Origin of the sequence: Leptospira broomii serovar Hurstbridge str. 5399, from assembly GCF_000243715.2 — a bacterium.
GTDB classification, from domain to species: Bacteria; Spirochaetota; Leptospiria; order Leptospirales; family Leptospiraceae; genus Leptospira_B; species Leptospira_B broomii.
The window spans coordinates 912,455-930,902 of the sequence record NZ_AHMO02000008.1 but is presented as its reverse complement, the minus strand read 5'-3'; the positions used below and the strand labels follow the sequence as shown (position 1 = coordinate 930,902).

General features: G+C 42.4%; 17 protein-coding genes, 1 tRNA gene and 1 pseudogene. 11 read left to right on the top strand and 8 right to left on the bottom strand.

All coding sequences use genetic code 11. The annotated features are described in order from the left end of the window. Positions 1-14 precede the first annotated feature (14 nt). From LEP1GSC050_RS09875 to fusA, 3 genes are all read right to left on the bottom strand, one after another. Complete coding sequence (locus LEP1GSC050_RS09875) at positions 15-1,244, bottom strand: amidohydrolase family protein (protein ID WP_010571057.1); 1,230 nt, start codon at positions 1,242-1,244, stop codon at positions 15-17. Between the two features lie 43 nt (positions 1,245-1,287). Then, positions 1,288-1,953, bottom strand: a complete 666-nt coding sequence (locus LEP1GSC050_RS09870; protein ID WP_010571056.1) for an LIC_10271 family cell wall hydrolase — start codon at positions 1,951-1,953, stop codon at positions 1,288-1,290. Positions 1,954-2,043: 90 nt separating this feature from the next. Beyond that, positions 2,044-4,164 carry an elongation factor G gene (gene fusA, locus LEP1GSC050_RS09865; RefSeq protein WP_010571055.1) on the bottom strand — a complete coding sequence of 707 codons (2,121 nt, stop codon included), beginning with the start codon at positions 4,162-4,164 and terminating at the stop codon, positions 2,044-2,046. Between the two features lie 209 nt (positions 4,165-4,373). Between fusA and LEP1GSC050_RS09860 the strand changes: the two genes are divergently transcribed. The 5 genes from LEP1GSC050_RS09860 to LEP1GSC050_RS09840 all read left to right on the top strand — a co-directional run bounded on the left by LEP1GSC050_RS09860 (position 4,374) and on the right by LEP1GSC050_RS09840 (position 9,280). Then, a complete protein-coding gene (locus tag LEP1GSC050_RS09860; RefSeq protein ID WP_010571054.1) occupies positions 4,374-5,951 on the top strand; it encodes a potassium transporter TrkG in 1,578 nt (525 codons plus the stop codon). 292 nt (positions 5,952-6,243) lie between these two features. After that, complete coding sequence (locus LEP1GSC050_RS09855) at positions 6,244-7,143, top strand: decaprenyl-phosphate phosphoribosyltransferase (RefSeq protein ID WP_010571053.1); 900 nt, start codon at positions 6,244-6,246, stop codon at positions 7,141-7,143. 18 nt (positions 7,144-7,161) lie between these two features. After that, positions 7,162-7,677, top strand: a complete 516-nt coding sequence (locus LEP1GSC050_RS09850) for a TlpA family protein disulfide reductase (RefSeq protein WP_010571052.1) — start codon at positions 7,162-7,164, stop codon at positions 7,675-7,677. 71 nt (positions 7,678-7,748) lie between these two features. Beyond that, a complete protein-coding gene (locus LEP1GSC050_RS09845) occupies positions 7,749-8,519 on the top strand; it encodes a hypothetical protein (RefSeq protein ID WP_010571051.1) in 771 nt (256 codons plus the stop codon). Positions 8,520-8,629: 110 nt separating this feature from the next. Then, complete coding sequence (locus LEP1GSC050_RS09840) at positions 8,630-9,280, top strand: DsbA family oxidoreductase (protein ID WP_010571050.1); 651 nt, start codon at positions 8,630-8,632, stop codon at positions 9,278-9,280. Positions 9,281-9,290: 10 nt separating this feature from the next. Here LEP1GSC050_RS09840 and LEP1GSC050_RS09835 read toward each other — a convergent pair whose 3' ends face one another. Then, positions 9,291-10,283 carry a hypothetical protein gene (locus tag LEP1GSC050_RS09835; protein ID WP_010571049.1) on the bottom strand — a complete coding sequence of 331 codons (993 nt, stop codon included), beginning with the start codon at positions 10,281-10,283 and terminating at the stop codon, positions 9,291-9,293. A gap of 78 nt (positions 10,284-10,361) precedes the next feature. On the opposite strand from LEP1GSC050_RS09835, the gene LEP1GSC050_RS09830 reads away from it, so the two are divergent. Both LEP1GSC050_RS09830 and LEP1GSC050_RS09825 read left to right on the top strand, forming a co-directional pair. Further along, a complete protein-coding gene (locus LEP1GSC050_RS09830) occupies positions 10,362-10,925 on the top strand; it encodes a polyhydroxyalkanoate synthesis regulator DNA-binding domain-containing protein (RefSeq protein WP_010571048.1) in 564 nt (187 codons plus the stop codon). Positions 10,926-10,998: 73 nt separating this feature from the next. Beyond that, positions 10,999-11,892, top strand: coding sequence for a HEAT repeat domain-containing protein (locus tag LEP1GSC050_RS09825; RefSeq protein ID WP_010571047.1), 894 nt, complete (start codon positions 10,999-11,001; stop codon positions 11,890-11,892). Between the two features lie 58 nt (positions 11,893-11,950). Here LEP1GSC050_RS09825 and LEP1GSC050_RS09820 read toward each other — a convergent pair. Then, positions 11,951-12,027 (bottom strand) — tRNA-Val (locus LEP1GSC050_RS09820). Between the two features lie 284 nt (positions 12,028-12,311). On the opposite strand from LEP1GSC050_RS09820, the gene LEP1GSC050_RS09810 reads away from it, so the two are divergent. Then, positions 12,312-13,163 (top strand): metal-dependent hydrolase, encoded by an 852-nt coding sequence (locus LEP1GSC050_RS09810; RefSeq protein ID WP_010571046.1) that lies wholly within the window; start codon positions 12,312-12,314, stop codon positions 13,161-13,163. A gap of 21 nt (positions 13,164-13,184) precedes the next feature. After that, positions 13,185-14,036: a metal-dependent hydrolase gene (locus LEP1GSC050_RS09805; RefSeq protein ID WP_010571045.1), complete on the top strand. Its 852-nt coding sequence runs from the start codon at positions 13,185-13,187 to the stop codon at positions 14,034-14,036. A gap of 108 nt (positions 14,037-14,144) precedes the next feature. Here the strand turns inward: LEP1GSC050_RS09805 and LEP1GSC050_RS09800 are convergent, their stop codons facing one another. After that, on the bottom strand, positions 14,145-14,444 hold the full coding sequence (locus tag LEP1GSC050_RS09800) for a YciI family protein (RefSeq protein ID WP_010571044.1): 300 nt from the start codon (positions 14,442-14,444) through the stop codon (positions 14,145-14,147). 60 nt (positions 14,445-14,504) lie between these two features. Next, a pseudogene (locus tag LEP1GSC050_RS09795) lies at positions 14,505-15,134 on the bottom strand (3'-5' exonuclease); the annotation flags it as partial. Positions 15,135-15,192: 58 nt separating this feature from the next. On the opposite strand from LEP1GSC050_RS09795, the gene LEP1GSC050_RS09790 reads away from it, so the two are divergent. Next, on the top strand, positions 15,193-16,974 hold the full coding sequence (locus LEP1GSC050_RS09790; RefSeq protein WP_232225694.1) for a hypothetical protein: 1,782 nt from the start codon (positions 15,193-15,195) through the stop codon (positions 16,972-16,974). After that, positions 16,961-17,296: a hypothetical protein gene (locus LEP1GSC050_RS09785; protein WP_010571041.1), complete on the top strand. Its 336-nt coding sequence runs from the start codon at positions 16,961-16,963 to the stop codon at positions 17,294-17,296. The genes LEP1GSC050_RS09790 and LEP1GSC050_RS09785 overlap by 14 nt, the downstream gene beginning before the upstream one ends. Before the next feature lie 452 nt (positions 17,297-17,748). Here the strand turns inward: LEP1GSC050_RS09785 and LEP1GSC050_RS20840 are convergent, their stop codons facing one another. Then, positions 17,749-18,282 carry a hypothetical protein gene (locus tag LEP1GSC050_RS20840; protein ID WP_156895960.1) on the bottom strand — a complete coding sequence of 178 codons (534 nt, stop codon included), beginning with the start codon at positions 18,280-18,282 and terminating at the stop codon, positions 17,749-17,751. Positions 18,283-18,448 lie beyond the last annotated feature (166 nt).

Here is an 18,448-nt window from a genome sequence, read left to right as displayed (position 1 = left end):
TTCCACTCTAAATCTCACCCGATGGGAAAAAATGCCAAATCCTTTTTGTAACCAAGGGCGCGAGTGACCGATTCTACCAACCCTAGGGGATCTCCTGCAAGGTATTTATCGGTTCCCGCGATCCTTATTTCGCGTCCAAGAATTCCAGTTTCGTCGAAAAATTCTTTCAAAGTTAGATCCCCATATGCCGGTTTTCCATCTTTGATAACTAATCGTATCGAGTCCAAGTCAGCAGAGCAGAGCGCTTCGTAGGCGTCTTCCTTTTCTGAGGAAAGCACCAAGATATCTGCAATTTTTCCTTCCTCTAAACTTCCCAAATCCTTCGAGATTCGGAACGCTTTTGCCGGATTGGACGTAACCATTTGGAAAATCATCTTTGGATCCAGATCTTCTCCGTATTCTTTCCTAAAAAATGATCGGGCATTTTTAATTTCATCTAAGATGTTCAAGGAACCGGATAGGGGGGAATCCGTACCCAAGCTGACATTGATCCCGGCCTCTAAAATAGCTCGAATTGCAGTCGTTTTTCCGAACATATAAAGATTTGATTCCGGACACCAGACGAAATGCGCTTTAGCTTTTGCTATGGCTTGTATGTCCGCTTCGTCGAAGGCGATTCCATGTACTAATACACTGTGCTCTCCCAAACCTCCCAGAGACTCCAGGATTTGGACGGAATTTTCGGATTCTTCGTCGAATCCTTCGCCTATGTGAGTTACGAAAGGCAAATCTTCTTTTTTGGCCCTTTCATATTCGATTGTGGGACCATCACCCCAGCCTAGCGAATAAGAGCAGATGCTGTGAGCGAGAGTATATCGATTCAGGATACGAACCGGGACCTGATCGACGAAGGGTTCCTGCACGAAATGCGGAATATGATCTTGGACCGAGGTGACTCCGCTAATTAAATTTTTATAAGATCCTAAAAAGTATAATTGTTCCGGTTCCAATTGTTGGCGTTCGGCAAAGACGACTGAGGATTTGAGGTCGTTGTCCCAAGGAAGCCAGTTCGGATACGGACGATTAGTTCCTACCTTTGGAAGATAGGAACCGAGCAGGTGATCGTGAGCGTTGATTAATCCTGGATAAACGAACATCCCGCCTAGATTCAAACGAATCGGGAGATTATCGGAAGGTCTTCCCTTACGGATGGACGCGATTCTCCCGTCCCTTACGCGAATCGTCGCGTTTTCAAGGATTCCTACGGGAGTCACTGCTCTTGCATTAATAATTTCCCATTCCATCAGGTTCTACGTATTTCCTGTCTTAAGACTCGTTTTTAGTTCTTTAATGGCTAATGAAAGGTATCGGGTCCATAGCTTTCGATCCTTGATTGATCTGAAAATACAGTCCTCTCCCTTCTTCTAATTCGCCGACAGCTGCGCCTTTTTTTACACTATCCCCTTCTTTAACGCCAACGGAACGTAAATTCGCATAGATAGTGGAATACCCCCCGCCATGCTCTAAAATAATATATTTCCTGTAGCCGTCCATTTGGTCCACCACAACAACCTTTCCCTCGGACACTGTCCGCACTTCTTTATGTCTTCCCGCTTTGAATAATACTCCCTTATTCGGATAATAACTTACTTTTGAAAAGGGAAGTGCAACCGGCGGAAGCCTATCCAACGGTTTCCTAAATTTAGGTCGAGTCGATACTGTTCCGAGTCCTATCGGTTCTCCTTTTGGTGTTGAACCTTTGGACGGATCGGGAGGCAATCTTAAGACTTCTCCTTTTCGTAATCCGTCGGATTCTTTCTTGCCATTCCATTCAAGGAGAAGGCGCCAATCGATTCCATGCTTTTTGGCGATGGAAAATGCAGTCTCCTTGAGCTGGACGGTATGGGATTCCGAGGGCGAACGAGTGCCGCCTTCGGACGGTTGCGAGATTAAAAGTAGAATTCCGGCCGTAAGTGAAAGCAAAATCGAACGGATTCGGAAGCATTCGCACATACTTTTGGTATCGGCAAATGGTAGGATAAGAAAAAGAAAAGGGAGCCGTAGATGGCTCCCTTTCCGAGGAAAAATCCTGAAAGATCCGGATTAATCTTCGTCTTTCGAGTGCGGCTTGTATTTCTTCATTAGCTCTTCCGCAACGTTCCTTGGTACCGGTGCGTAGCGAGAGAATTCCATCGAGAATTCCGCCTTACCTTGGGTAGAGGAACGGATGACGGTCGAGTAACCGAACATATCCGCTAACGGAACTTCAGCTTCCACTTTGCAGTAGCTGTCTTGTTCCGTAGTGTTTAGGATCATCCCTCTTCTTTGGTTCAAAGAAGCAAGGATGGCTCCTTGAAATTCTGCCGGTCCGTCCACTTCTACTCTCATAATCGGTTCGAGGATTTGAGGGCTCGCTTTTGAGAAACCTTGGCGGAATGCATAACGACCGGCGATTTGGAAGGCCATGTCCGACGAGTCCACATCGTGATACGATCCGTCATTGATAGTCAGCTTTACTCCGATAATCGGGAAGCCGATTAGACTTCCGCGATCCAAGCAACTCTTGAATCCTTTATCTACCGAGGAGATGTATTCACGAGGTATCGATCCACCGACGATAGCATTTACGAATTCGTAATTTTTACCTTCTTCTTGAGGAATCGGTTCGATAAAACCGGCTACGCGACCAAACTGACCCTGACCACCGGTTTGCTTTTTGTGAGTATAATCAAAGTCCGCACGTTGAGTAATGGTTTCTCGGTATGCAACCTGAGGAGCTCCCGTAACCAATTCCACACCGTATTCGCGCTTCATCCGCTCGATATAGACTTCGAGGTGTAGCTCTCCCATTCCTTTAATAATGGTTTGGCCGGATTCCTGATCGACGTGGGTTTGGAAAGTCGGATCTTCTTTGGTAAAGCGATTGAGAGCTTTTGCCAAATTGTTTAGGTGCTTGGATTCCTTGGCTTCGATGGTAAGAGAAATAACGGGAGCCGGAACGAACATGGACTCCATAGAAACTTTCATTTTACCGTCGGTAAACGTATCTCCGGACGCGCAATCGATTCCGAAAAGAGCGATGATATCTCCCGCTTCCGCAGAATCGATGTCTTCCATTTCGTCCGAGTGCATCCGACAGAGGCGCCCTACGTTATGTTTCTTGTTATTGGACATATTGTAGATCGTCATACCTTTCTGGATTTTACCCTGGTAGACCCTTACATAGGTGAGCTGGCCGTAACGTCCGTCTTCCAACTTGAAGGCGAGGCAAACGAGGGGCTTTTCCGGATCGGAAGGAAGAATGATTTGATCTTCGTTATTATTAACGTCAAGAGCCTTGTTGGTGACATCTACCGGAGACGCAAGATAATCTAAAACTCCGTCGAGAAGTTTCTGAACACCTTTATTCTTGAACGCAGAACCCATAAAAACCGGGGTTAATTTTAAAGCGATCGTACCATTCCGAATCGCAGTCTTAATCTGCTCCACCGTAGGTTCGCCTTCGAGCATCGCTTCTGTGAGTTCGTCCGAGAACATAGAAGCAGCATCTAAGAGCTCTTCGCGTTTTTTCTGAGCGAGCTCTAGATGTTCTGCCGGAATTTCTTTCTCGACGATTTGCATTCCTCCGTTCCCTTCGAAATAAATGGCCTTCATCGTTACTAAATCGATGATTCCTTGAAGGTCGTTTTCTAATCCGATCGGAATTTGGACGGCTACGGCATTATGCTTAAGCTTGTCGCGAAGTTGATCGATCACTCGGAACGGGTTGGCTCCGGTTCGGTCCAGTTTGTTGATGAACGCGACTCTAGGTACGTTATAACGACGCATCTGGCGGTCCACAGTAATGGACTGAGACTGAACACCGGAAACTCCGCAAAGAACTAGGATGGCAGAATCAAGTACTCGAAGAGAGCGTTCCACTTCGACCGTAAAGTCCACGTGGCCCGGAGTGTCGATAATATTGATGGTATAATCTTTCCACTTGCAGTAGGTAGCAGCGGATTGGATCGTAATCCCTCTCTCTCTTTCCAGCTCCATGCTATCCATTTTCGCGCCGACTCCGTCTTTTCCACGAACTTCGTGGATAGCGTGGATACGATTCGTATAGAATAGAATCCTCTCAGTCAGGGTGGTCTTTCCGGAGTCGATATGGGCGGAAATTCCGATATTCCTGGTTTTGAGGAGTTTTTCACTGGCTTTAAAATCCGCGACGGCAGTACTCATAGGGTCCTCGTAATAAAGATTGGGTTATAAAAACGTCAGAGGCCCCCAGGGTAAAGGAGCCCTAATTCTTACCAGATTTCTAGAAGCGCCTCATTTGTAAAGATATTCTTAATCGAATCCCTTCTTCGAACTCCGAGCGTCAGGTTTTTCATTGCCTGGCCTGCTTATCGGAAAAAAATATCCCTTCGGAAGAGGGTTTCCCTCACCCAATGCAGTCGATTAAATTTTTTAAGAGAAACATCAATCGGATAGCCCGGGCATTTTTACTGCTTTCGGTCGCTAGAATCCTGTGTTTAGGCTTTGCTGCGGCGATCCTGCTCGGCTCGTTTATGATCTATGCCTCCGAATCCGGCAGATTAGGTTATCCCGACTCGTTTTACATCGCGGCTTCGGCCATTTGTGTCACCGGATTGACTACCGTTTCCATCAGTGGACTAGCATTTTCTACCCAGGTGATCATGATGTTCCTGATCCAGATCGGCGGGTTAGGGATTATTACCTTCACGGTATTAGTCGGAATTCTCGTAGTCAGAGGTTTGTCTCGGAGTACCCGAATTGCAGCATTCGTTTTCGAAGCGATCGATTCGCATGAATCCGAAGACGGAGTGGAGAAATCTTCGAAGAAAGCGCATTATGTAAGAAGAATATTGCTTTCGATCGTTAATATTTCCGTTTCGCTGGAATTGCTTGGCGCACTCTTACTTTATCTATTCATGCCGAAAAATTTAAGCGAATTACCCGGCGACCCAAATCGGGTTTTCCTAAGTTTATTCACCGCAGTATCCGCGTTTAATAATGCCGGGTTTTCTATAGTGGACGATGTTAGTTTTCTTGCAAGCGAACCGGTATGTCTTGTCATCATACAAGGATTGATCGTGATGGGAGGTATCGGATTTCCCGTTATAATCTTCTTCGAGAAAACATTGTTAGAAACGTTTCGCAAAATTATGAATCGTATCGAAGTCGCGATGGAGACATATTTAATGTCTCGAGCATTGGAGGAAGGAAAGGAGCCTTCCTGGATTTACCTACTTCTGATCCGTCTGTCCTTCTGGGCCGAGGATCGTCTGAGTCTATACCGACAAGCCCTGCACGGCGAGTCGAATCGCATTCAGATGAAAGTAATTCTTTATGGATCCTTAATATTGGTACACGTTGGAGGGTTGGGAATCCTTTTTGCGGAATGGGATAATCCGGATACGATCGGAAAATTCGGTTTCATGGATAAACTATTCAATTCATTCTTCCTTTCCGTTTCATCTCGGACGGCGGGATTCAATACGTTCGACCTTTCGGAAATTAGAAGCCCGACATACGTTCTCCTTTGCTCCTTAATGTTCGTAGGAGGCGGGCCTCAGGGTGCGACCGGGGGTATTAAGATTACAACTTTCGTAATTCTCTTAATGTATTTGAGAAACGTAATCAATCCCCAGGCAAGAGTAACCATAATGGGCGAAGAAGTATCCAAAAACTCGGTCGCAATTTCCACTCGAATCTACTTTCTGGCGACGATCGCCATCGTATTTTTTATGTTGGTGATCACCATTACGAACGAACATAGGCACGGGATCGAAGATATCTTTTTCGAGGTGATGTCGGCTTTCGGCACGGTCGGCTTAACTAAGGGCTTGACGCCGTATATTACAGGGTTGGAAAAATTCTTTTACCCTTGCATAATGTACGTAGGGCGAGTCGGGGTCTTTACTCTTTTAATCGCTTTTACCGGACATTCGGGTCTGGGCAGCCTCGGTTCGAAGGACGACGGGATTAAGATTCAAGTAGGATAATACTTCATTATCCGAATCGAGTGGTCAGTTAGCCCCACCCTTCCTGGGCGGGGGCCGGAGCGAAGCGGCGGTACCCCGCTTCCTTATCAGATTTTGTATCCAATGAAAAGCGTTTTTTCTTTCGGATTTCTTTGTGGGAGTTCCAACTCCGGTAAGCAGCAGAGGGGCAAAATGAATTGTTCAGTGGACGAGTGCCCTCGGATCGTCGCAATTTCGAATCAGTTTTTAATTGAAACTCTTGCGAAGAACAACATCCTGTCCTTCACGAACGACATTTCTCCCTGGAGCCAGAATGCTAGTCCCTTACATCAAGCTACTCCGCCCTCATCAATGGGTTAAGAATATTATTCTCTTTGCGGGGATTATTTTTGGCAAAAAACTCGGAGACCTAGAATCCGTTGAACGTGCGATCGCTGCATTCTTTCTATTTTCACTGACTGCGAGTTGTCAGTATGTGATTAACGATTTTTTGGACCGAAAGGAAGACGCTTTGCATCCGGAAAAAAAGCATCGGCCGCTAGCTTCGGGTGCGATTACGCCTACGGTCGCTCTTTTTCTTACGGCGATACTACTCTCGGGAACCCTCATCTTATCGTTTCGTTTACAGCCTGAATTCTTTTATCTAGTTACATTCTACTTGGTTTTCAACGTCATATATAGCCGTTTTCTTAAGCATATGGTGATCTTGGATGTTATGAGTATTTCGATAGGCTTCGTTGTTCGAGCAGTGGCCGGTTCCGTCGTAGTCGGAGTGAGCTTTTCGTCCTGGCTTTTACTCTGTACTTTTATGTTGGCTCTTTACTGGGGCTTCGGAAAAAGAAGAGGGGAGCTTATCATTCTTGAGGATGGCGCAATCGGACATAGAAAGATTTTAGAAGAATATTCGGTAAACTTTCTCGATTTGATGATGGGAATCGTCGCAACCATGACCCTCGTCACTTACGTGATGTATGTGACGAGTCCGACAACGATAGAAAATCTAGGAACGGATAAAATGGTGTATACGATTCCGATCGTAGTTTACGCTATCTTTCGCTCTTTGTACATCATTTATATAAAGAATATGGGTCACAATCCTACGAGAGCCATTCTGACGGATTTAGGGGTGTTGGTTGCCGGGTTTATTTGGCTCCTCTTGGTGGTCTGGATAATGTATTCCGGCCCCGGTCAAAGTTTGCCCATTCACCTTTAAGACGAGTCTAAACAAAGGATGAACGCGAAGACAAAGAGTGCTTTTCAATACGGTGCAGCGCTCATGTTGCTCCTTTTCGCCACGTTTTTTCTCGCTTGGTTTAGGGCTTTAGATACAAAGCCTGTACTTAGTTTGGAAGGAATGGAGTTTCGTATTCCGGAAGGGAAGAAAGCGGAAACAAAAGGGAAAACGACAGTCGTTTATTTTTGGGCAACTTGGTGCGGTGTATGCACTACGAATCTTCCGCTTGTTAAGTGGTATGCGTCATTATTAAAGGAAAGATCAGGTTTTACTTTTCTAAGCGTCGAAGAAGGCGAAAATCCGATCGCTCTAAACGAGTATATCCAGAAAAAATCGATCGATTTTCCCGTAATCCCGGGGAATCCGATTCTTCTCAGAGATTGGAGTATCGGCGGATATCCTAGTTTTTATATTTTAGACGGAAACGGAAACGTTCGTTTTGCTGAATCCGGAATAATGAGCCCGTTCGGCATCTTTCTCCGATTAATTTGGGCGAAAATCTTTTGGCCTTAATCGTCGAATCTAATAGAATATCGTAAGTCGGCTCTGAATTACCGAGCCTTCGATTCCGATAGGATTCTAAAATGGACTCGTACAAACCAAAACCGCTACTCAATAAAAGCGAGCTCCGTCAAATTAAGCGTTCGCGGACGAGAGTCGGCGGAAAGAAAGTAATCACCGATGACGTAAAAAAACTCAAGTCGTTAAGCGTCACTCCGGATCTTCCAGCCGAAGAACTGATCCAGTATTATAAAGAGCCTATTTGGATAGAATATTATATTCCTCGAGAGTCCAGATTCGCATACGAAATAAAATATCTATTCGTAAAGTTGATCGACGTGGAACCGAGACCTGAACCTCAGGATGCGATATTAAGAGAAGCAAGGCAAAAGGATAGCTTCATCGATTTAATGGAAATTATCCGTTTATATCCTGAGAAAGAAAAATTAATAAACACTTCGTATATCAATACGCTTCAATTTTTCGAATCCGTTTCTTCGGGATATCAGCAATATATGCAAACGAAGGATTCTTATTATTTACGAATTCCCTTGTATCATACTGAAGCATTGATGAAACGCGAACCGTCGTTAGCTGCACTGGAATTTTTGGGATCCTTCACTTTGCATAATTTAAATTGGCTAGTTCGTCGACTCAATCAAGGGGGGAAGGAATTTTCTCTCGAGGACGAAACTATTTCGGTATTGATCAAACGTCGGAATGAATACTGGGAAAAAAAGAACCTGCCGGAAGACGAGGACTTCAACTTATTTTCCGCTTTGTTTTACGAACAGGCGTTTCCTCATCGAGGTCTTGAAGATTTGGAAGCCGACGAACTTTTAGAGGAAGAATAGAGTTTATATTTAAGGGATCTTTTTTTCGGACTCATTCCATCCTCTTTCGAAAAAAAAGAATGCAATTCTGAACTTGCTTGTAAGTCTAACGGTTACAGGAGACATTTTCCTTGAAAACTGAAATTTCAATTTATTCGGACGTAGTATGCCCTTGGTGTTATATCGGGAAAAAACGATTAGAGAACGCTATAGAACAATGGAAAGTTACGCATCCGAGTGATTCGATACAAGTTAATTGGAAACCATTCGAGTTAAATCCGGATATTTCTTCAGACGGAGAAGACCGAGTCGCACATATGGTCAAAAAATTCGGCTCTTTGGAGAGGATCCGTTCGATGACGGGGAGAGTCGCCGATATAGCAAAGGAAGACGGTTTATTTTTTTCTAATTTAGATAAAGGTCATCAACCCAATACGTTTATTCTTCATGCTTTGATTCGTAAAGCGAAGCAGTACGACAAGGAATCCCAACTGGCCGAAATATTCTTCCGAAACTTTTTTTCGGACGGAAAAAATTTATCGGACGAATCGGTCATTTTGGAGAGTCTTCGAGAGGCCGGCATACCGGAAACGGAATTCTCATCCGTGAAGGAAGATAAATTGCTATTATCGGAAATCGAAAGAGAGGAAATCGAAGGGAAGAATATGGGTGTTACCGGAGTTCCATTCTATATTTTTAACGAGAAATATGCGGTTTCAGGGGCGCAACCTGTCGAATTATTTTTACAGGTATTCGACCGTTTAGAATCGGAAGGGGCATAATTCGTAGTTTTTACGCCGAAGAATCTCCTCGGATTGCACCGTCTCCCAACCAGAGAAACATTCTACGAATCCTACCGTTAAGGACGGATTGTCCTTTATCATCTGGAATTTTTGGAATATTGGGAAATTCGTATTCTCGGATATTCCGTGGAGTTCCCCCCCAAACTATAGCTTGGTATCCGGATTCTTCGCAAGCCGATCTTAAAGCGAAGCGATCTCGAATAAAAAGTAATAGATCTTTAGGATCGAAGAATGCCTTCGCTAAGTCCTTTAAACCTCTGGCCAGGTCTTGATAAACGTTTTCTCTTCCAAAATCGATTAAACAAAAGCTAAGCGGAAAGTAAGGAACCCCTAAAATAGGACGAAGCTTCTCGATTAATTCTCTGGCTTCGAAAGATTCAGCGTCCAGGATCAACAATCCCGGCTTCGTTTCTTTTAAAAGATTCGGAAGTCCGAAAATATCTCTACACCAATATGCGTTGGAGCCGGCGGCCCTAAACAGGGACCTGTATTTATAATATAAATTTTCGTTCCGAGTCAGTAGAATCGCTTCGGGATGAATCGGTTTACTCGGACGAAATATCGGAAATTCATCCAAAGGGAAAACAGTTAAATCGTAAATTCGATTCGCTCCGGCTCTCAAAAAGGCGTTCTTTTCTTCTCGATCAAACCTTCCGAGTAAGCAAGCTTCGCGCGACCAATCTTTTGTCTGTGCGATGTCTTCCGGTTGTGAATCCGACTTCCATATTAAAGTGTCTTTCGAAACGGAAGGAAAACCAGAAGAGGTCACCCATTCGAAAAATGAAATTCCTTTCCACTTTAGAAGGGCTAACAAGAATTCTCGCTCTTCCGGAGTAAGTCGTCTTAGAAGTAAAACGTCTGAGAGTAGATTCATACCTGCTTGGAATAGAACGGGTTTTTTCCTTGACCTTGGGGATTTTAACCCGATCCTAGAATTGGTGCGTTGCGAAAAACCCGCAACTAGAAAGGCAATCCGAAACAAAAAACGGACTCCTCCTTTATTCGGCTCTGGATCCAGCGCATCGGTCTCGGATTTTTCGAAGCAAAGGCAAACGCCCGAATGAAGGTACTCAAACGATACGCAAACCGAAGGTTGTACGACCCCGAGACTAGCAAAACCATCACCTTGGAAGACGTCGCAGAAATGATTATTGCGGGAAGTGAAATCAAGGTGATCGATAATATGACCGGCCAGGATATTACGCCAAAAATCCTCGGTCAGACGTTCCTAAAAGTCAGCCTAGGACAGAGGAACGAAGAATTTTCCAACTACATGCTTTCGGCGTTAATCCGTGAAACGGGTAAAAATATCAGCGCGCTGTTCGGGCGATTAGTTCTGGGCGGAATCGGACTGGCATATCTCACGAGAGAAAAAATGGACAAAATTCTCCAGAGCATGGTAGCTCTAGGGGAATTAAAACTGGAAGAAGTCAAAAGTTATAGAGAGGACCTCCTCACGCACTTAGCTCAAAGAGCCAGCGAAAACCGAGAACAAATCCAAGAAGATCTCAAAAAAGTGGGTCGAGAATTGGAAGAAGGCGGCGAAAAGGAATTGGCGGTGGAGGACTTTTCGGAGAAAATTCGGAAGATTGCAGAAAGGGTTCGAGACAAAGACTCTCTCTGATTCTTCTTTCTTAGGCCCTAGTGGGTTAAGACGGGGGACCCGAAAACCGATATTTTAGGGGAAAGGGGGGGCCATGTCCGTTTCCAGAATTTCAAGCCTATTCCTAGGTGTATTTTTATTCGTTTCCTCAGCTGTTTCGGCAAAGGAACCAATCCATGATAAATTGGATAAATTATTCTTCGAACAAATTCATAATTTAGAGAGCGGTAGCTTGGAGGAAAAAATCCAAGCCGCCGATTATCTAAAATTCGTTAAAAGCAAACTTGCCGTCCGACCTCTCTTGAATGCACTTAAAGGGAATCCGAAAGTTCCCAAATCGGAGGAAAATTCTCCCACACTTAAATTTGCGGTCGCTCAAGCGTTGGGTGCGATGGAATTGGATATCGCCGCTCCCGAGCTTATGGAGGAATTTAAACGAATCTCTCCTCTCGTTCAGGAAACGGATATTCCGAGTTTCAGTTCTCCCGAAGGATATAACCTGACGATTTCCGTGGGGGAGGTACTTAGAAGCATCGGACTTCTTCCATATTTAAAAGAAAGCGAAGATATTATCGTTTCCGGATTGAGCCATTCTAATTTCTATGTTCGCGCATCGGCGGCGGACGGATTGAAAAATTTGAATCGGAAAGAAACGCTTCCCCAGCTAAATGCGGCTCTCGATAAAGAAAAAAATTCATTCGTGAAAGTTGCCATTTTAAATGCGATTGTTTCAATCAATAGAATTGCGAATCAAAAGTTCTACGACCTCTGTTCCTTTTTAAAGGATGAATCGCCTATGGTTCGTTACAGAGCCTCGATGGCGGTCGGAGAAGTGGATTTGAAAGCGGGAGAATTCTCCCTTAGAGAAGCATTGCTGATCGAACATGAGCCGAACGTTCGGGAACAAATTAAAAAGGATTTGGCGAACGTGATCGGTTTTAAAATGCCCGCAACTAGCTTTATGTTCACGGAACAAATCGGAAAGTAAACTTTTTCAGGATATCGGCTTTCCATAGTAGAGAGCCGATTATAGAAAATTTGCGGGGTGGTGGGAGATACTGGGATCGAACCAGTGACCTCTACCATGTCAAGGTAGCGCTCTAACCAGCTGAGCTAATCCCCCGGTAGCGACCAGTATTTTGCCGTATTCATTGTCGTAAAGCCTTTTCGCCCTTGCATTCTCCTCCTTTATCTTTACTCTCTTTTTACCTCTCCTTTTACGGCACAGAATTCTTGCCAAAATCATCCATTGCTTCCGGTGGGATCCGCGGATCATCGGAAAAATTTTTCCAATAATCCTTATCGATTTCGGAATTAGCTAGGATTTTCCGAGATCGGCGGGCGACCTTTCCGAACATAGGTTATAGTAACCGCTACAAAAGTCGACGTGCTGACTGGGAGACACCTATGACCGTCCAAATGAAACGTAAAAAGAGGGATTTGAAACCGATTGATGCGCAGGCGCCGAGCGTCCGTAAAATGGATTTCGAAGGCTTGGATCAGCTTTCTAATTATTATATCGCCGGGAATTCATTCGTCACGCATACGGTAAACGCCTATCATATTATTTTTCCGGAGGGCGAAAGATTCTTCATTAAAAGCGTAAAAGCTTTCGCTGACAAAGTTCAGGATCCGAAACTCCAGAACAATATCAAGGCCTTCATCGGACAGGAAGTGCAGCACGGTAAGGAACACGAAAAGGCTTTAGAGATGCTTGAGAAGAAAGGATACCCGGTCGCTAAGATTCTAAAATTTTATGTAAAGACGGCGTATGAACTCTTCTGGCCTATTCTCGAGTTTCTTTTCGGTAAAAAACTGAAGTTGTCCGTAACGGCGGGTTTGGAGCATTATACCGCCACTATGGGCGAAATTTCGTTACGTCACAACTTGCACGACCAAGCCGAAGGTGAAATGAGAAACCTTCTTCTCTGGCACGCTTGCGAAGAGATCGAACATAAATCGGTCGCCTATGACGTATTACAGACCGTGTCCAAAAGTTATCTTTTACGGGTTTTCGGCTTTATCGTAGCGACCTTTATGTTTTGGGGTTACGCAATCATAATACAGCATTTGTTTATTTTCTCGGATCCCGGAATCGGTTTTAAAAGGTATTTCGCGGATATGAAAAACGCCGGGCCATATGCAGGATTACTTTGGAAAGATATTTCCAAAGCATTTCTGTTATATTTTAAACGGGATTTTCATCCCGATCAAACCGGCGGGTATGAATTGGCGAACGCTGCGTTAGCAACTATATAATTTAGGTTTTGGTGAAGAGAAATGAGTAATGTAACAACAGCTAAAAAAAGAAATTTAAAGCCGATCGATGCTAAATCGCCGTCGGTTCGCAAAATGGATTTCGTCGGCCTTGAAAACGTATCCGATCACTATGTGGCCGACAATTCCTTTTTAACGCATAATGTAAACGCTTATCATATTCTGTTTCCCGAAGGGGAGAGATTCTTTATTAAAAGTGTTAAGGCCTTCGCAGACCGAGTAAAGGATCCAGGATTGCAGAATAGGGTAAAAGCTTTCATCGGACAGGAAGTCCAGCACGGAAAAGAGCACGAGAAAGCGCTTGAAATTTTGGAAGCCCAAGGTCGTCCAGTTAAGGCCATGCTGAAATTTTATATAAAAACCGCTTTTGGAATTCTGTTGCCCTTACTGGAGTTTCTTTTCGGGAAAAAATTAAAACTTTCAGTCACTGCAGGATTGGAGCATTATACCGCAAGTATGGGCGAGGTCGTTTTGAGAAACAGACTTTACGATTATGCGGAAGGTGAAATGCGAAATCTACTTCTTTGGCACGCATGCGAAGAGATTGAGCATAAATCGGTCGCTTATGACGTCTTGCAAACCGTTTCTAAAAGTTATACTTTAAGGATTTTCGGCTTCTTGATCGCGTCCGCAATATTCTGGGGATATTCACTTTTCTTACAGCATTGGTTTTTAATCGCGGACAAGAAAGTGGGAATCCGCAAATACTTTAAGGATTTAAACGGCGCACGCCCTCAAGGACGAGTATTGTATCCGGCGCTTGCAGGAATGGCGCTCCTTTATTTTAAACCTGGTTTTCACCCGGATCAAACCGGAGGTTACGAACTAGCTAACGCGGCGTTAGCAACCATTTAAGCACCCATCCAATCCACTTGCTCCCAGCTTCCCGCTCAACAATGAGCGGGAAGTCGGTTTTTTTCCATCAACAAAACGTAAAGAATAATCCCGGTTTAGGATCCGGCATTATTTTTGCTGAATCCAATCTTCTAAAAATGTTTGGCGTTTTACCGGAGAAAATTCGGTGAATTTATAGCTTGCATAATCATATTTTTGAAACGGGTCGTTTTGGAATATATCTTGGATTTCCTGCAAAGATTTGGACTTTCCTAAAATCACTCCACCAATTCGAGGTTCCTTGGGGCCGGAGAGAAGGAGAATTCCTTTATCATACAAGGTTTGCAAAAAATTACGATGCTCTACGACTGCCTCGTCAATTTTTTCTATGGGCACGGTGTATAGTAACTCTATTAAGAAAAATTTCATCAATTCTATCCTTGATCCAAAATTTCATTACATTCGGTAAATGCAAAGTATAAGATGCTTTTATCCAGGAGGTTTTTTCCAGGTGGGAAGGACCTTTGCAAAATATGAGAAGAAAAGATCTTCGGCCGTTTCCCTATTAGAATTTCTCAAAGATCCGATAATCACTAAACTGTCTTTGGCTCTAGATAATGCCACATACAGGACTCGGTGTTCTTCCTCTAAGACTTCTTGTGGAGACGTTTGTTTTACGTTCCAGCCGTCGGCGATATCCACAAAAACGGTGTGAAATTCCAGACCCTTGGATGCATGTATTGTCATTAAAAGTTCTTCCGGAATGCCGGCTCGGATATATTCTCTAATACGATGATTGGAACGGCAGAGAATTTTTAATTCGCCTCGACTTAATCGGTATGCTTGACTGAGAAAGGAAAAGAGATCGCTGATTTTATTTATCTTGACACGACCTACGGATGCTTTTCCTGAACGGTGAGCTTGCACGATCTTCGGGATTTTGCTTTTATTTCTATCGATTGGAATCGCCGATATCTCCACGATTTTCGGTAGGGAGCGATAATTCGTAGTTAATGCATGCTGACTAGTTCCCTGAAAAAGTTTCGGATAATCAAGAAATAATTTTACGTTCGAACCTCTGAAGGAATATATACTTTGTGAGTCGTCGCCCACGACTAATCCCTTCATCACCTTTCACAAATCGCAAAATGCCAGCACCCACACCTTCCTACGGAAAGTGCTGGGCACTGATAATTTGCCTACTGTTTCAGGTGAGAATGGATTAGTCGTAACCTCCGACTCGCGTCGCAGTAGTACTGTTAAGCAACTAAAACCTTCAGCAAAAACTCGCTTCAACAGTAAATTTCCTCATATCAATATTTTCTACCATACAGAACTAACGAAATCGCTTCTTAGAAATCTGTATCCTAAAGATTGTCCTAGCTGTAATGTTTCTCTTTCTAAAGATGTTTCTACGAGGGAGAATGTAATTCGATGCCCAAAATGCAAGTATCAGATTTCTAGGACTTCTGGGACACCCTTAGAGCATTTAAAAATTCCATTGTGGACCTTCAGCTATGTATTATTAGAAGCGATTCATAGATTTCCATTAGGATTATCTGCGTCGGAGATACAACGTAGGTTAGGGATTTCTAGTAGAACCTCAACTCTATTAAAGAGGAGACTACAGGTATTTTTAAGTGATCTTATACCATCAATTAAAGATGAGATGGTTAAAGATATTAAGAAAGCTTGGAGAGGTAAAAATTTGCCAGAAAATGGCGATTTAAGACCTTTTATCGAAGGTAAGCCAGTAGTAAGCGTTGATACACTTGCTTTGTTTTCTGCTAGTCAAAGAGCAAATGGTTTTCGGAAAAGATTTAAGCATAAAGGTCAAACAGCAAGTATCTATTTGTCAGATGCCGTAGCAAAACAAAAGGGAGTTTATCAGATCGGGACCTTAGCATTAACCCAAGCTATTAAAGGTGGTCCAGTAATATTCGATTCTATTCCAGATCAAAAACAGAGAACTGTACAGCCTTTCTTAGATTATTTACCTAAGAATACAGTTACTTTTGGTGATGAAGGTTTTCCCTATTTAGAAAGAAATAATGTTAACTATCGCCAGGTGAATCATTCTTTAAGAGCGGTCGATAGTAAAAGGAATGTTTGGGGTAGAAATAGATGGTCTACAGAGGCAGGGGTAAATAACCAGTGCGCCGAAGGAAATCAAAGATCTATCAAGTATTCATTTTTAGCTTCTTACAGTTATTTTAAGCCATCAAATTCTATATTATATTTAAATGAATATTCTGCTTTAAAGGGAATTCGGGTATATGGTTTAGAGAAATTAAATAGTAAAAATCTAAAATTACTGCGAAATGTAAGTAGTAGATCTAGATTTTCTATTAAATCCCGTAGAACTGACCTGAAACCCATAAAACTACTAAAATCAAGGAAAGAACTCCTATATGATTTACCAACGCCGGAGAAGCGAATCCATTTGGATCAAAGTCGATCTAGAAAGAGAATCGATAAGAAATTTAGAGAAATATTACACGAAAATCGTTTCTTCCACCTAAAACAAGCTCACATCGATTATCTAGATTTTATGGAATCTGGTCCTAAACATCGTAAGATTAAAGAACGCTATTATAATTCTGTAGCTTATATGCTTTGGAATAACATAGATCTGAATTCTCCAATTCATCAGAAAAGCTATGAATTATTGGGCAAAAACTCTCAGCGTCCTCTCCTTCGAATAGCAAAACGTTGGGCTAAACTCGGCATAGCTGAAGTTACTCAGGTAATCAGAAAGAAAAGTGATCCAATACAATACTTTATAGAGAAGCACATTCCCGTTCTGCCAGACATTCTATATACATTTGATCGAGATGAATTTCTCAAGGGAAAGGATGATGGGAATATTGAAATAACAGTCCACGAAACACAGATCGGTGCTAAAAGTAAATATGGTTTTAACATGAGAGAGAGGAGAAGATTATATGGGAAAGTTTAAAGAAGAAAGAAAGAAGACATCTAATTTTTCGTGTAGTTCGGAAGAATTTGAAGATATGCGTCGGAATCAAAATAATAGGTGCGCTCTTACAGGACATGAACTTACTCCATTGAATTTAGAAGTAGAAAGAAAAGATCCTTACAGAAGTAAAAATCCAGAAGCTTTATCGAATCATTACATGGTGATTAGGAAACTTTCGTTTTTAACAAGACATGTCGAGGAAAATGAAATTATCAATCTCGCGGTTGATATAATAAAATTTAGGGGTAAAGAAATAGGTTATACTTTAAAAAAAGTGGAAAAGCAGTCGAATAATGAATAAAGATTCAGTTTATACACAGCGGGTTATTCGTACAATTCTATTAAGAACAAGATCAACTCATATAAGAGCTAAAGAAAGAAGGCGATCGGAAGCTGTAGACCAAATCGTAACTTGGTCTCAATGTTTACGACGAAATCAGTGTAAGACATGGAGATTGATAGGTCGAGCCAGGCGAAAGCCCGATATTGATTTAATGGGTAAACAATGGAAATCTGTCTATACCTTTCAAAAGGCTAAGTTGACAAGACTCTATGGATATTTCGAAGCTTGGTCCGCTGTTCAATTTAAGTTACTAGAAAAGATAAATAATCAGAAATTTCCCCAGGAAAAAGGTTATCTTTGGCAATTCATATACAGAAAACAAAGAGCTAAATATAAATCTCTAAACTTTGTACAAAGAAAAGTAAGTAATTGCGATCTTCTAAAAAGGCAGAGAGCTAAATTGTATATGTTTAAGAAAATAAATAGGAAGACTGAATCAGACCGGGAATGGATGATTTGTTTTCTTTCTCAAAAGAGGAAACTTTTAGGGCTTTATCGGGATCAATGGACAAGAAAAATAAATGAGCAGAAAAAGAAATTGGAGCGGAGGCGATAAGGAAAAGAAGATTTAGTATTAAAAGGTTAAATTCTTTACCTTTATTATCTGAGTAAATTAGTTTACCATCGTGAAATATTAGATTTATACACGAAGAATCGCTGTATGAATTGCAAGTAAAGTTTTCTGTAGGACTCAAAGAAAATACGGTATAATTTAACGACGAGTCGTATATTTCAGGGACAATAAAACTTCCGACAGAAGACTCAATTTGCTTTTTAATAACCGGCAAGTAAAGATTAGCGGCTTCTTGCTTCGTAACTAAATTAGTATTAAAAATCCATCTCCGGAATGTCTTTGATTCAGCTGTTTGTATAACTTCAGCCCAACGTCCGGGCATGTTAAAAATATGAACTGGCTTATAAAGGACCTTTAAAAGTTTAACCATTTTCCTTTAATTCCATCTACAATAACTTCATCTTGCGATTCACTGAATACAATAATCATTGTATCCTTAGCAATAACTTCGATAACTTTCCCGGAAAGGCTAGGCTCTTTTCTTAATTTTACCCCCGATTCCGGCATTACATAAAGGTTCTTAACGGAATTATTTT

Coding starts and splice junctions, on each gene's coding strand:
- LEP1GSC050_RS09875 (WP_010571057.1), bottom strand. CDS start 1,244: ATGGAATGGGAAATTATTAATGCAAGAGCAGTGACTCCCGTAGGAATC.
- LEP1GSC050_RS09870 (WP_010571056.1), bottom strand. CDS start 1,953: ATGTGCGAATGCTTCCGAATCCGTTCGATTTTGCTTTCACTTACGGCC.
- fusA (WP_010571055.1), bottom strand. CDS start 4,164: ATGAGTACTGCCGTCGCGGATTTTAAAGCCAGTGAAAAACTCCTCAAA.
- LEP1GSC050_RS09860 (WP_010571054.1), top strand. CDS start 4,374: ATGCAGTCGATTAAATTTTTTAAGAGAAACATCAATCGGATAGCCCGG.
- LEP1GSC050_RS09855 (WP_010571053.1), top strand. CDS start 6,244: ATGCTAGTCCCTTACATCAAGCTACTCCGCCCTCATCAATGGGTTAAG.
- LEP1GSC050_RS09850 (WP_010571052.1), top strand. CDS start 7,162: ATGAACGCGAAGACAAAGAGTGCTTTTCAATACGGTGCAGCGCTCATG.
- LEP1GSC050_RS09845 (WP_010571051.1), top strand. CDS start 7,749: ATGGACTCGTACAAACCAAAACCGCTACTCAATAAAAGCGAGCTCCGT.
- LEP1GSC050_RS09830 (WP_010571048.1), top strand. CDS start 10,362: ATGAAGGTACTCAAACGATACGCAAACCGAAGGTTGTACGACCCCGAG.
- LEP1GSC050_RS09825 (WP_010571047.1), top strand. CDS start 10,999: ATGTCCGTTTCCAGAATTTCAAGCCTATTCCTAGGTGTATTTTTATTC.
- LEP1GSC050_RS09810 (WP_010571046.1), top strand. CDS start 12,312: ATGACCGTCCAAATGAAACGTAAAAAGAGGGATTTGAAACCGATTGAT.
- LEP1GSC050_RS09805 (WP_010571045.1), top strand. CDS start 13,185: ATGAGTAATGTAACAACAGCTAAAAAAAGAAATTTAAAGCCGATCGAT.
- LEP1GSC050_RS09800 (WP_010571044.1), bottom strand. CDS start 14,444: ATGAAATTTTTCTTAATAGAGTTACTATACACCGTGCCCATAGAAAAA.
- LEP1GSC050_RS09785 (WP_010571041.1), top strand. CDS start 16,961: ATGGGAAAGTTTAAAGAAGAAAGAAAGAAGACATCTAATTTTTCGTGT.
- LEP1GSC050_RS20840 (WP_156895960.1), bottom strand. CDS start 18,282: ATGGTTAAACTTTTAAAGGTCCTTTATAAGCCAGTTCATATTTTTAAC.